Origin of the sequence: Sphingomonas sp., assembly GCF_965200105.1 — a bacterium.
GTDB lineage: Bacteria > Pseudomonadota > Alphaproteobacteria > Sphingomonadales > Sphingomonadaceae > Solisphingomonas.
Window position 1 is genome coordinate 1504759 of the sequence record NZ_CBDATN010000002.1, and the last position, 13592, is coordinate 1518350.

Genomic DNA, 13592 nt, shown 5'->3' on the forward strand with positions numbered 1-13592 from the left:
GCTTCAGGCTCCTTGCAGGCGGAGGAAGATCGCGCCGAGCGGCGGTAGTGTTACGGTTACGGATTGGGCGAATCCGTGCTCGGCCTCGTCCGCCGCCTCAACACCGCCGAGGTTGCCGACGTTCCCGCCGCCATAATCGCCGGCGTCTGAATTGAGGATCTCGGCCCAGCGCCCCGCCGCCGGCACGCCGAGCCGGACGACGCGCGGCGTGGGCTCCATGTTGACGGCGAACAGGATCGTCGGCGCGCCGTAGCGCGAGGTGCGCAGGAAGGCGAAGAGCGAGCGTTCGCCGCCGCCCTCGACCAGCCAGCGGAAACCCCCGGCGTCCGCGTCGCTCTGGTGCAACGCGCCCTCGGCCGCGTAGAGGTGGTTCAGGTCGCGGACCAGCGCCTTGATGCCGGCGTGGCCGGGATTATCGAGTAGGAACCAGTCGAGTTCGCGGTCGTGGTTCCACTCGCGGACCTGCGCCAGCTCGCCGCCCATGAACAGCAGCTTCTTGCCGGGATGCGCCCACATCAGGCTGTAGAGCGCGCGCAGGTTGGCGCGCTTCTGCCAGTCGTCGCCCGGCATCTTGCCGATCAGCGAGCCCTTGCCGTGGACCACCTCGTCGTGGCTCAACGGCAGCATGAACTTTTCGGAGAAGGCGTAGACGAGGCCGAAGCCGACGTCCGATCCGTGCCAGCGCCGGTACATGGGATCGCGCTCCATGAAGCGGAGCGTGTCGTTCATCCAGCCCATGTTCCACTTGTAGGAGAAGCCGAGCCCCCCTTCGCTCACCGGCGCGGAGACGCCGGGGAAGCTGGTCGATTCCTCCGCGATCGTGATCGCGCCGGGGCAGCGTTCGGCCACCACCTCGTTCAGGCGGCGCAGGAAGGCGATGCTCTCCAGATTCTCGCGGCCGCCGTGGATGTTGGGCACCCACTCGCCCTCTTTCCGCGAATAATCGCGGTAGAGCATCGAGGCGACGGCATCGACGCGCAGTCCGTCGACGTGGAACGTCTCCAGCCACCACAGCCCGCTCGCGATCAGGAAGCCCGCCACCTCGGTGCGGCCGAGATTGTAGATCAGCGTGTTCCAATCCTGGTGGAAGCCCTCGCGAGGATCGGCATGTTCGTAGAGGTGGGTGCCGTCGAACTGCGCCAGCCCGTGCGCGTCGGTCGGGAAGTGCGCGGGCACCCAGTCGAGGATCACGCCCTTGCCGGCCTGGTGTAGCCGATCGACGAAGCGGCGGAAACCCTCCGCCGAGCCGAAGCGCGCGGAGGGCGCGAACTGGCCGAGCGGCTGGTAGCCCCACGATCCGCCGAACGGATGCTCCGCGATCGGCAGCAGCTCGACGTGGCTGAAGCCCATCTCGGCCAGGTAGGGGATCAGCATGTCGGCGAGCTGATCCCAATCGTGCGCCGCCTCCCCGTCCCACGGCCGCCGCCAGGATGCGGCGTGAAGCTCGTAGACGCTGATGGCTGCGCCGGCGTGGTGGCGATCCGCACGCCCCGCCATCCACTCGGCGTCGCCCCACTCGTCGGAGGGCAGCGGCGCGACGATCGACGCGGTGCCCGGCGGCAGCTCGGTGGCGCGCGCCAGCGGATCGGCCTTGTCACGGGCGATGCCATCCGCGCCGACGATCTCGTACTTGTAGTGCTCGCCGGCACCCACGCCGGGAACGAAGATCTCCCACACGCCGGCGCCTGGGTGGAGACGCATCGCGTGGCGGCGGCCGTCCCACGAGTTGAACGTGCCCACCACCGAGACCGCGCGCGCGTTGGGCGCCCAAACCGAGAAGTTCGTGCCCGGCACGCCGTCGCGGATCACCGGCACCGCGCCCATCCGCGTCGCCAGCTCCCAGTGCCGGCCCCCGTTGAAGAGGTGGAGATCGAGGTCGCCGAGCAACGGCCCGAACGCGTAGGCGTCCGCCGTCTCCTGCACGACGCCGCCGGGCCAGCCGATGCGCAGCGTGTAGTCGCCCTCGATCGGACCTGCGAAGAGGCCGGGCTCCACCTCGTCCAGCGCCGCCGCCCCTGCGGCGGTCACCGCCTCCACGCGCTCGGCGCCGGGCTGCAAGACGCGCAACGTGCCCGCGTGCATGCCCAGAAAGGCGAACGGATCGCGCCGCCACCGGTCGAATGTCGTGTCGCCCAAGCCGAGCTCCCGTCGCTGTGGAACCTCCTGAACGACGTGGGCGCGTTTCCGTGCCCCAGGCGTTGATCGCGCGAGCGGACGACATGGTAAACGAATTGGTTACCAGCGCCGTTCAAGGATGCCGGCCATGGCTTCACGCGCGACGATCGGCGGGCTCGTCACCCGGCAGGCGATGGCCTTCGTGCTCGCCGGCGGGCGCGGCAGCCGGCTGATGGAGCTGACGAACACGCGCGCCAAGCCTGCCGTCTTCTTCGGCGGCAAGACGCGGATCATCGACTTCGCGCTCTCCAACGCGCTCAATTCGGGTATCCGCCGGATCGGCGTCGCCACGCAGTACAAGGCGCACAGCCTCATCAAGCACCTGCAATATGGCTGGACCTTCTTCCGCCCGGAACGCAACGAGAGCTTCGACATCCTGCCCGCCAGCCAGCGCGTGAGCGAGGAGAACTGGTATCTCGGCACTGCCGACGCCGTGTTCCAGAACACCGACATCATCGAGACGTACCGGCCAAAGTACATCGTCATCCTGGCGGGCGACCATGTCTACAAGCAGGATTACGGCCCGATGCTCCAGGAGCATATCGACAACAGCGCCGACGTGACGGTGGGCTGCGTCGAGGTGCCGCTCGCCGAGGCGTCGGGCTTCGGCGTCATGGACGTCGATGCGTCGGACCGCATCGTCCGCTTCCTGGAAAAGCCTGCGGAACCGCCGGCGATGCCCGGCCGGCCCGACGTGGCGCTCGCCAGCATGGGCATCTACGTCTTCGGCACCGACTTCCTACTCGATCTGCTGGCCCAGGACGCCGCCGAGCCGCGTTCAACTCACGATTTCGGGCACGACATCATCCCGGCGCTGGTGCGCGGGGGCCGCGCCTTCGCGCACCCGCTGTCGCGCTCCGCCGTGCGCACCAGCCCGGAGGCGCAACCCTATTGGCGCGACGTGGGCACGCTCGACGCCTATTTCTCGGCCAATATCGACCTCACGCAGGTGGTGCCCGATCTCGATCTCTACGATCGCGACTGGCCGATCTGGACCTATTCGGAGATGACGGCGCCTGCCAAGTTCGTCCACGATCAGGAAGGGCGGCGCGGCGAGGCGATCTCCAGCCTCGTCTCGGGCGACTGCATCGTCTCGGGCTCGCGCATACGCCACGCGCTGCTGTTCACCGGCGTGCGCGTGAACAGCTATTGCGAGATCGACAACGCCGTCGTCATGCCGCGCGTCGAGATCGGCAGGCGGGCGCGGCTGTGCAACGTCGTCATCGATCGCGGCGTCCGGATCCCCGACGGTCTCGTGGTGGGCGAGGACGCCGAGCTAGACGCGAGGCGCTTCCGCCGCAGCGAGAACGGCATCTGCCTCATCACCGAGGAAATGGTCCGGCGGCTGGCGTAAGCGTCGGCCATGACGACGTCCGTCCTCTCCGTCGCCTCCGAGGTGTACCCGCTCGTCAAGACCGGCGGGCTCGCCGACGTCGCGGGCGCGCTCCCCGGCGCGCTGGCGCGGCACGGCGTCGCCATGAGAACGCTGGTGCCGGGATACCCGCCGGTGCTCGCCGCACTGGAGGGCGCAAGCGAGGCGGCTTCGCTCGACGCGATACCCGGCGGCCCCGCGCGGCTGCTGGCAGCGCGCGCCGCCGGGCTCGACCTCCTCGTCCTAGACGCGCCGCAACTCTTCACCCGCGATGGCGGCCCCTATGCCGACGCGACGGCACGCGACTGGCCGGACAACGCGCTCCGTTTCGCCTGCCTGTCGGCGGCGGCGGCGGCGATCGCGGCGGGCGCGATCCCCGGCTGGCGGCCGGAGCTGGTCCACGCGCACGACTGGCAGGCGGGCCTCGCGCCCGCCTATCTCTATTACGGCGGCGTGGACGTGCCGAGCGTGCTCACCGTCCACAATCTCGCTTTCCAAGGCCGCTTCGAGCCCGCGCTGCTGCCCGAACTCGGCCTGCCTGACACCGCGATGACGATCGACGGCGTCGAGTATTTCGGGGGCATCGGCTTCCTGAAGGCGGGCTTACGCTTCGCCACCCGCGTCACCACCGTGTCGCCAAGCTACGCGCGCGAGATCGCCACGGAGGCCGGCGGCGTCGGGCTGGGCGGGCTGATCGCGGCACGCGGGCGCGACGTGACGGGCATCCTCAACGGCATCGACACCACCGTGTGGGATCCGGCCAGAGATCCGCTGATCGCGCGGCCCTATACCCGCCACCGCCTCGCCGGCCGCGCCGCCAACCGCGCCGCACTGGGTGCGGCGTTCGGGCTGGAGGCCGACGACGGCCCGCTGTTCGGCGTGGTAAGCCGGCTCAGCCAGCAGAAGGGGCTCGACCTGCTGCTCGACGCACTGCCCGCTCTGGTCTCGGACGGCGGCCGGCTGGCGCTGATCGGCGCCGGCGATCCGGCTTTGGAGCGCGGCTTCGCGCAAGCTGCCGCCGCGCATCCGGGCCGCGTCGGCGTCTTCATCGGCTATGACGAGGCACGTGCGCACCAGATGCAGGCGGGTGCCGACGCGCTGCTCGTGCCCTCCCGCTTCGAGCCGTGCGGGCTGACCCAGCTTTGCGCGCTGCGCTACGGCTGCGTGCCGGTGGTGGCGCGCACAGGCGGGCTCGCCGACACGGTGATCGACGCCAATCCGGCGGCGCTTTCGGCGGGCGTCGCCACCGGCGTCCAGTTCGCGCCCGACGACGCCGGCGCACTCCTCCACGCCATCGGGCGGACGACCACGCTCCACCGCGACAAGGCGGCGTGGCGGCGGCTGCGCGCCAACGGCATGGCCGCCGACATCTCGTGGGACGCGCCCGCCGCTGCCTATGCCCGGCTCTACCGCGAGGCTCGACAGGCGGGGCGCCCGGCGGCATAGTCGCCGCCCATGCGCATGATCCTCCTCGCGCCGCTGGCGCTGGCCCTCTCGCCCGCCGCCGCCGTCGCCGCACCGGGCGGATCGACCATCACCGTCGCGGTCGCCGGCATCGGCGCCGCCGAGGGCAAGGTCCACGTCGACATCTGCCCGGAGGCGAGCTTCCTCCAGCCGGACTGCGGGTATTCAGGCGAGGCGCAGGCGGTCGCTGGAACTACCGTCGTCACCGTCGCGAACGTGCCGCCCGGCCGCTACGCCTCGGCCGCCTACTGGGACGCAAACGGCAACGGCAAGGCGGACCGCAACCTCATCGGGCTGCCCATCGAACAGGTCGGCTTCTCCAACGACGTGCGCGTGAAGATGTCGAAGCCCAAGTTCGCGGACTGCGCCTTCACGCACGCCGCCGCGCCGCAGAAGATCGGCTTCGCGATCCACAAGATCCCCTGATCGCTCCGTGACGCATCCGCTCGGCCGGGCGGCGGGGCTGGCCTGCCGGCGGCCGCGCACCGTCCTCGTCGCCACGCTGATCCTCGTCGTCGCGAGCCTCGCCTTCGCCGGCCTGCGCTTCCGCATGACGACGGACGCCACCGATCTCATCGCGCCCACCGTCCCGTGGCGGCTGGCGGAGCGCCGGATGGACGCCGCCTTCCCGCGCGGCACCGACGTGATCGTGGCGGTGGTGGACGGCCGCACGCCCGAGCTCGCCCGCACCGGCGCCGCGTCGCTCGCCGCCCGGCTGGCGGCCGACCGCGCCCACTTCCGCGCCGTGTCGCGCCCCGATGGCGGCCCCTTCTTCGACTCGCACGGCCTGCTGTTCGCGGAGCTGGCGCAAGTCCGCGCCGCCACCGACGCGATGGTGAAGGCGCAGCCCTTCCTGGGTCCGCTCGCCGCCGATCCTTCGCTGCGCGGCATCGCGACCACGGTTGGCACTTTCGTGCGGGGCGTGGCGACGGGCAACGCGACGCTCGGCCAATTCGCCAAGCCGATGGCGGCGCTGGCCGGCTCGCTCGACGCCCGAGCGGCCGGCCAATCCGCCTTCTTCTCGTGGCAGGCGATGCTGGCGGCCGGCGGCCCTGCCGCGCCGACGCGCCAGCTCGTGATCGCGAGCCCGGTGCTCGATTACGACGCGCTGTCGCCGGGGGCGGCCGCCGAGGACGCGGTGCGCGCCGCCGCCGCCGGGCTGCGCCTCGATCCCGCGCACGGCGTAACCGTGCGGCTCACCGGCAACACGCCGCTCTCCGACGAGGAGTTCGCCAGCCTCACGGACAATTGGTGGCTGGTGGCGGGGGCGATGATCCTCGCGATGCTGGCGACGCTCAGGCTGGCGACGGGATCGTGGCGCGCCACCGCCGCGATCCTGCTGACGACGCTGGCGGGGCTCGCCGTCACCACCGCCGCCGGGCTGGCGATGGTGGGCACGCTCAACCTCATCTCGATCGCCTTCATCCCCCTGTTCGTCGGGCTGGGCGTGGATTTCGGCATCCAGCTCGCGGTGCGCTTCCAGGCGGAGCGGCATGGCGGCATGGCGCCGGCGGACGCGATCGCGGCGGCGACGGGCGCGATCGGGCATCAACTGCTGCTCGCCGCCGGCGCGGTGGCGCTGGGCTTCCTCGCCTTCCTGCCCACCGACTATGTCGGCATCGCCGAGCTGGGGCTGATCGCGGCGGTGGGCATGGTGGTGGCGCTGGGCCTGAGCGTCACGATGCTACCTGCGTTGTTGCTGCTATTGCCGCCGCCCCGCCCGGCAGCCGAGATCGGCTCGCCCGGCCTCGCCTCCGCCGACGCGTGGCTGGCACGGCACCGCCGCGCCGTGCTGATCGCGTTCGTGGCGGGCATGGGGCTGAGCATCGCGACACTACCGCTGGTCCGCTTCGATTTCGATCCGCTGAACCTGCGCCCGGCGGATAGCGAGGCGATGCGCACGCTGCGCGATCTCGCCGCCGATCCGTTGCGCGATCCCAACACGATCGAGCTGCTCGCCCAGGATCTGCCCCGCGCCCGCGCGCTGGCCAAGCGGCTGGCGGCGCTGCCGGAGGTGGGCGGCGCGGTGACGATCGAGAGCTTCGTGCCCGCCGATCAAGGCCCCAAGCTCGCCGCGATCGCCGACGCGCAGGCGCTGCTCGGCTTCTCGCTGGATCCGCTGATGGCGCTGCCGCCGCCGACCGACGCGGAGACCGCAACCGCGCTGGGTGACACCGCGCGCGCGCTCGCCGTCGCCGCGCGAACGGGTGGGCCGGGCGCCGAACCCGCGCGCCGCCTTGCCGCTGCCTTCGCGCGGCTCGCCTTCGGGTCGTCCGCCGCGCGCGCCACCGCGACCGACATGCTGGTGCCGCCACTCGCCGCGATGCTCGATCAGCTCCGCGCGATCCTGTCGGCGACGCCGGTGACGCTCGCGACGCTGCCGGCGGACCTGCGCGACGACTGGGTCGCGCGCGACGGGCAGGTGCGGATCGAGCTGACGGCCGCGAGGGGCTATCGCGACGAGACCGGCCTGCGCCGCTTCGTCCGCGCGGTCACGGCGGTGGCGCCGCAGGCGGGCGGCCCGGCCGTCTCGGCGCAGGGCGCGGCTGGCACGATAGCGGGCGCGTTCGTGGAGGCCGGTCTGCTCGCGCTCGCCGCCGTCAGCCTGCTGCTGGTGCTGATGCTGCGCAGCGTGCGCGAGACCGCGTTCACGCTCGCGCCCGTCGTGCTCTCCGGCTTCCTGACGCTGGGCACCTGCGTGGCGATCGGGCAGCCGATCAACTTCGCCAACATCATCGCCTTCCCGCTGCTGTTCGGGGTGGGCGTGGCCTTCCACATCTACTTCGTGGTGGCGTGGCGCAACGGCGAGGGCGCGCTGCTCGCCTCCCCGCTTGCCCGCGCGATCTTCTTCTCGGCGCTGGCGACGGGCACCGCGTTCGGCTCGCTATGGCTCTCGCACCACCCCGGTACCGCCAGCATGGGCAAGATCCTGCTGATCTCGCTCGCCTGGACGCTGGTGTGCGCGCTGGTGTTCGAGCCGGCGCTGCTCGGGCCTATTTCGCGGCGTCGAGCTGCCTGAGCTTGGCCGTCATCGCGGCCACCCCGCCGGACGCCAGCGTGGCGGCGAGATCGGCGCGCTGGAGCGCCAGGTTGCTCACCCCGCCCGAAATGACGTCGACGATGCCGGCCCTGCCGAAGCGGTAGAACAGCGTGTCCGTGCCCACGGTCACCTTCACGATCCGCGAACCCGCGCGATCGATCGGGGTAGGATCGACCCGGAAGGCAGTGGCGCCCGGCCCCTTGAAGTTCTTGGCGAGCGACGCCGCCGAGTGCCGCGTCAGCGCCGCGATCGCCGCCTGGCGATCCGCAGGCGACGCCTTGGCCCAAGCCGAGCCGGCGATCAGCTCCGCGATCGTCGGCATGTCGTAGGTGTCGCGCACCACGGCCTCGAACTTGTCGGTGCGCTGCGCCTGCCCGCCGCCCGCCTTCTCGATCGCATTGATGCGCGCATCGTAGGCGGTCACGCGCGCCACCGGATCGGATTGCGCGCGGGCGACGGCCGGCATGGCGAGCGCGATGGCGAGCGCGAGTGGGTGACGGCGCATGGGCTCTCCTCGGTTAGGGACGTACTCGGTTCGGGACGTATTTGGCCGGAATCGGCCTTCATCACGCTGAACGTCCCGATCGCGACGCCGCTCCCCGCCCTTCCGCACCGGCACGCGAAGCCCTATAGGGGGACCATGATGAAGGTGCTCCTCGCCCAGCCGCGCGGTTTCTGCGCGGGCGTCATCCGGGCGATCGACATCGTCGACCGCGCGCTCGACAAAGTCGGCGCGCCGGTGTTCGTTCGCCACGAGATCGTCCACAACCGCCACGTCGTCGAGACGTTGCGCGCCAAGGGCGCGGTTTTCGTGGAGGAATTGTCGGACGTGCCGGACGGCGCCGTCACCGTCTTCTCCGCGCACGGCGTCGCGCGCGAGGTGGAGAAGGCCGCCGCCGCGCGTGGGCTTCCCGTGATCGACGCGACGTGCCCGCTCGTCACGAAGGTGCATGTCCAAGGCCGCAAATATGTCCGCAGGGGCCGGGTGCTCGTGCTGATCGGCCATGCCGGCCATCCCGAGGTGGTGGGCACGCTTGGCCAGATCGAGGGCGAGGTGCATCTCGTCGGCACGCCGGAGGAGGTGGCGGCGCTGCCTGTCGCCGAAGACGCGCCCGTCTCCTACATAACCCAAACGACGCTGGCGGTGGACGATACGCGTGCGATCATCGCGGCGCTGCGCGCCCGCTTCGCCGACGTGACCGGACCGGATACCGCAGACATCTGCTACGCCACGCAGAACCGGCAAGCGGCGGTGCGCGATCTCTGCGCCCAGGCCGACCTGCTGCTGGTGGTGGGCAGCTCCAAGAGCTCCAACTCGCGCCGCCTGCGCGAGATCGGGGAGGAGATGGGCAAGCCCTCCTACCTGCTTGACGACGGCAGCGAGCTTGATCCCGCATGGCTCGATGGCGTGCGAACGGTGGGCCTCACCGCCGGCGCGTCCGCGCCCGAGGAGCTGGTGCAGAGCGTCATCGCCGCCATCGCGGCGCTCCACCCCGTCACCGTCGAGACGCTGGACGGGATCGAGGAGACTCTCCAGTTCCGCCTGCCCCCGGCGCTCGATCGCCTGCCTTCGCGCAATCGCGCTGCGGCCTGAGGATTAGCACAGCATGGCCCTTCCCATCTCCGTCCTCGCGCGCCTCGGCACCTACGCCGTCACCAAGACGCTGAAGCGCGAGCGCCATCCCATGGTGCTGATGCTGGAGCCGCTGTTCCGCTGCAACCTCGCCTGCAAGGGCTGCGGCAAGATCGACTATCCGGACGAAATCCTCAACCAGCGCCTCAGCTACGATCAGTGCATGGAGGCGATCGACGAGTGCGGCGCCCCCGCCGTCTCGATCGCGGGCGGCGAGCCGCTGCTCCACCGTGATATGCCGCGCATCGTCAAGGGCTTCTTGGATCGCAAGAAGTTCGTGATCTTCTGCACCAACGCGCTGCTGCTCAAGAAGAAGATCGACGACTACAAGCCCCATCCCTTCTTCGCCTGGTCGATCCACCTCGACGGCGATCGCGGGATGCACGACACGGCGGTTTCGCAGGACGGCACCTACGACATCGCGCGCGAGGCGATCGACCTCGCCATCGCCAAGGGCTTCCGCGTGCAGGTGAACTGCACCGTGTTCGACGGCGCCGATCCCGCCCGCCTCGCCGCCTTCTTCGACGAGATGGAGACGCTCGGCGTCGAGATCACCATCTCGCCCGGCTACGCCTACGAACGCGCGCCCGATCAGGCGCACTTCCTGAACCGCGAGCGCACCAAGCAGTTCTTCCGCGACGTGTTCGCGCGCGGGCGGGGCGGCAAGGCGTGGAGCTTCACCCAGTCGCCGCTGTTCCTCGATTTCCTGGCGGGCAACCAGAGCTACGAGTGCACGCCCTGGTCGATGCCGTTACGCAACGTTTTCGGATGGCAGAAGCCCTGTTATCTCCTCAACGAAGGCTACGCCAAGAGCTTCGGCGAGCTGATGGCGGAGACCGAGTGGCAGGCTTACGGCGTCGGCCGCTACGAGAAGTGCGCGGACTGCATGGTCCATTGCGGTTTCGAGGGCACGGCGGCGGCAGACGCGATCCGCAACCCGCTCAAGCTCGCGCGCGTGGCGATCAAGGGCGTGCGCACCGAGGGGCCGATGGCGCCCGACGTGGACCTTTCGCAGGCGCGGCCGGCGGCGGAGACCTACTCCACCCACGTCGAGCGCGAATTGGCGCGGATCAGGGCGGAGCAGCCGGCGGCCAAGCGAAGGGTGGCGGGGTAAGCTGTTCCGTTTGCCCTGAGCCTATCGGAGGTTGCCTTTCCCGGCGCAGAAGACGGTGCTTCGACAAGCTCAGCACGAACGGAGATAGGCTGCGCGCCTACGCGGGATCCAGGCCGAACCCTGCCGCCGCCAGCCGCCGCCAACCTTGGCGCAGCACCCTGCCCGCCCGCCACGCATCGCGCGTGAAGCGGAGCAGAGCCGGCACCTGCCACGGCCGCCTGAGGATCGAGAGCAGGATCGCACCTACCGCCAACCCGCCGCTGGCGCCCATCGCCACCTGAATCGCCGGCGGCAGCGCGCGGTCGGCAGCGTCGGAGATCACGCGCGCCACCGCGAAGGGAAGGCCGTGGCGCGCCGCCACCCGCGCCGCGACGTGGCTCTCCATGTCCACCGCGACCGCGCGCGAGGAGAGGTGCAGCGCGTGCTTCTCGGCCACGCTGGCGACGATCGCGCGGCTGCCATGGATGCGGCCGACTACCACGCCGCCCAGGATGCGGGACAGCGCGTGGATCCAGCGGCGGGTCTCCTCGCTTTGCTGGCCCGGCTCCGGCCGCGCCTCGCCGATGCGCGTCGACTTGGTGCGCGAGGCGCCGGCGCCGACGCTCCACTCGCGCCGCTCCATGCCGGTGGGCGCGATCGTGCCGACCACCCACTCTCCCGCCGCCATGCGCGGCGCCAGGCCGCCCGCGAAGCCGACGCTCATGATCGCGCGGGCACGCGGCACCGCCGCCTCGAGCGCGGCTTCCAGCGCCGCTTCGTCGCCGCCGCCCGCCACTGCCTCGACCCCTTCGGCGTGCAGCCATCGCGCTTCGCGCTTCAGCCCGCACGCGACAAGCAGGGTCACATGCCGAACCCGACGCGCCGCGCGTTGCCGCGCTTGAGGTTGCGGTAGCGGGCGAGCGCCCACAGCGGGAAATATTTCGGGTAGCCGTGATAGCGCAGGTAGAAGACGCGCGGGAAGCCGCCGCCCGTGTAATGCTCCTGCCCCCACAGCCCGTCCGCGTCCTGGTGACGCTGGAGCCAGGAGACGCCACGCGTCACCGCCGGGTGATCCACCTCGCCCGCCGCCATCAGGCCGAGCAGCGCCCAAGCCGTCTGACTGGCGACGGACGGCGCCGGCACATGCCCCTTGCGATCCAGCGCGTAGCTGTCGCAGCTCTCGCCCCAGCCGCCGTCGGCGTTCTGGATCGCGATCAGCCAGCGTACCGCACGCCGCACGATCGCGTCGGCCGGGGCCACCCCTGCCGCGTTCAGCGCGCAGAGCACCGACCAGGTGCCGTAGATGTAGTTCACGCCCCAGCGCCCCCACCAGCTTCCCTCGGTAAGCTGATCCTTCGCGAGCCAATCGAGCGCGGCCTTCATGCGCGGGCTGTCGGCCGGCTCGCCCAACTGCGCCAGCATCGAGACGACGCGCGCGGTGACGTCGGCGGTGGGCGGATCGAGCAGCGCGCCGTGATCGGCGAAGGGGATGTCGTTGAGGTAGAAGTGCGTGTTGTCGGCATCGAACGCCGCGAAGCCGCCGTCCGCGCTCTGCAGCCCTGCGCACCAGTCGGCGCCGCGCCGGATTGCGTCCGCATAGTCGCCATCGGATCGCGGGGCGGCGCGATCCATTGCCATCGCCACGACGGCGGTGTCGTCGAGATCGGGATAATGATCGTTCCGATACTGGAAGGCCCAGCCGCCGGGCGCCACGTCCGGCCGCTGCTCCGCCCAGTCGCCCGCCACCTCGGTAATCTGGAGCGGCGCGAGCCAGGCGAGGCCACGATCGGCCGCCGCCTCCGCCACGTCCCCACCCGCCTCGAGCATGGCGTGCGCGGCGAGCGCCGTGTCCCACACCGGCGATACGCAGGGCTGACAGTAAACCTCGCCGTCCGGCCGGCGCACCAGCAGCGCCTCGACGGATGCGCGCGCGATCGCGCGGTGCGGCTGGTCGGGCGGGTAGCCGAGCGCATCGAACATCATCACGCTGTTGGCCATCGCGGGATAGATGGCGCCAAGACCGTCCTCGCCGTTCAGCCGCTCAATTACCCACGCTTCGCACACCCGGATCGCACGGCGGCGCAATGCGCGCGGCCACAGCGGCCGGCCGCGCCGGAGCACCGTGTCGAGGGCGGCGAAGCCCCTCTCCCACGCCCACTTGCCCGGCAGCGCGCGCGCCAGAGGACGATGACCGGGCAGAAACAGCTCGTCCACTCGGACGCAGCGCGGATTGCGCGCCCTCGGTCGCAGCGCGCAGAGCACGAGCAGCGGAACGACGACGGTGCGCGCCCAGTAGCTGAAGCGCGACAGCCGAATCGGGAACCAGCCCGGCGCGAGGATCAGCTCGACGGGTACTTCGGGCACCGTCTCCCACGATCCCGCGCCGAACAGCGCGAGCTGGATCCGGGTGAAGACGTTGACCGCGCCCGCGCCGCCACGCTTCAGCACCTCTGCGCGAGCGCGCGCCATGTGCGGCGCGTCGGTATCGTCGCCGATCATCTTCAGCGCGTAATAGGCCTTCACCGTCGCCGAGACGTCGAAGCCGCCCTCATGGTAGAGGCTCCAGCCGCCGTGCACGCCCTGGATGCGGCGCAGGTAGCGGCCGATCGCGGCCTCCAGCGCAAGGTCGTCGGGCTCGCCGAGATAGTGGCGGAGCAGGATATACTCGGCCGGAATGGTAGCATCGGCCTCCAGCTCGAACACCCAGTGACCGTCGTCGCGCTGGGCGGCGAGGAGCGCGTCGCGGGCGCGTGACACGGCGGCGTCGATGGCTTCGAGCGGATCGGGCGCGGCCTCGCTTGCGCTCACTCCCAAG

General features: G+C 71.0%; 10 protein-coding genes. 6 read left to right on the forward strand and 4 right to left on the reverse strand.

Going from position 1 to position 13592, the window contains the following annotated elements; translation table 11 throughout:
- Positions 1-3: 3 nt before the first annotated feature.
- Positions 4-2136, reverse strand: coding sequence for a 1,4-alpha-glucan branching protein GlgB (glgB, locus tag ACOFKX_RS08660; RefSeq protein ID WP_419826600.1), 2133 nt, complete (start codon positions 2134-2136; stop codon positions 4-6).
- Positions 2137-2263: 127 nt separating this feature from the next.
- On the opposite strand from glgB, the gene glgC reads away from it, so the two are divergent.
- Genes glgC through ACOFKX_RS08680 form a run of 4 tightly spaced genes read left to right on the forward strand, consistent with a single transcriptional unit; the run spans position 2264 to position 8030 of the window.
- Entirely contained in the window at positions 2264-3529 is a 1266-nt protein-coding gene (glgC, locus tag ACOFKX_RS08665) for a glucose-1-phosphate adenylyltransferase (protein ID WP_419826601.1), read from the forward strand.
- Positions 3530-3538: 9 nt separating this feature from the next.
- The gene (glgA, locus tag ACOFKX_RS08670; RefSeq protein WP_419826602.1) at positions 3539-4993 is read left to right on the forward strand and encodes a glycogen synthase GlgA; all 1455 of its coding nucleotides are present in this window, start codon (positions 3539-3541) and stop codon (positions 4991-4993) included.
- A gap of 9 nt (positions 4994-5002) precedes the next feature.
- Complete coding sequence (locus ACOFKX_RS08675; protein ID WP_419826603.1) at positions 5003-5437, forward strand: DUF2141 domain-containing protein; 435 nt, start codon at positions 5003-5005, stop codon at positions 5435-5437.
- 7 nt (positions 5438-5444) lie between these two features.
- The gene (locus ACOFKX_RS08680) at positions 5445-8030 is read left to right on the forward strand and encodes an MMPL family transporter (RefSeq protein WP_419826604.1); all 2586 of its coding nucleotides are present in this window, start codon (positions 5445-5447) and stop codon (positions 8028-8030) included.
- Here ACOFKX_RS08680 and ACOFKX_RS08685 read toward each other — a convergent pair.
- Positions 8005-8556: an ABC transporter substrate-binding protein gene (locus tag ACOFKX_RS08685; RefSeq protein ID WP_419826605.1), complete on the reverse strand. Its 552-nt coding sequence runs from the start codon at positions 8554-8556 to the stop codon at positions 8005-8007. The two genes, ACOFKX_RS08680 and ACOFKX_RS08685, sit on opposite strands and share 26 nt — an antisense overlap.
- Before the next feature lie 135 nt (positions 8557-8691).
- Here ACOFKX_RS08685 and ispH point away from each other — a divergent pair, with 135 nt between their 5' ends.
- Positions 8692-9645, forward strand: a complete 954-nt coding sequence (ispH, locus tag ACOFKX_RS08690; protein ID WP_419826606.1) for a 4-hydroxy-3-methylbut-2-enyl diphosphate reductase — start codon at positions 8692-8694, stop codon at positions 9643-9645.
- A 13-nt stretch (positions 9646-9658) separates the two neighbouring features.
- A complete protein-coding gene (gene hpnH, locus ACOFKX_RS08695) occupies positions 9659-10798 on the forward strand; it encodes an adenosyl-hopene transferase HpnH (protein ID WP_419826607.1) in 1140 nt (379 codons plus the stop codon).
- 97 nt (positions 10799-10895) lie between these two features.
- Here hpnH and ACOFKX_RS08700 read toward each other — a convergent pair whose 3' ends face one another.
- Entirely contained in the window at positions 10896-11642 is a 747-nt protein-coding gene (locus tag ACOFKX_RS08700) for a phosphorylase (protein ID WP_419826608.1), read from the reverse strand.
- Positions 11639-13591: a squalene--hopene cyclase gene (shc, locus tag ACOFKX_RS08705; protein WP_419827386.1), complete on the reverse strand. Its 1953-nt coding sequence runs from the start codon at positions 13589-13591 to the stop codon at positions 11639-11641. Before shc ends, ACOFKX_RS08700 begins: the two co-directional genes overlap by 4 nt.
- Position 13592 lies beyond the last annotated feature (1 nt).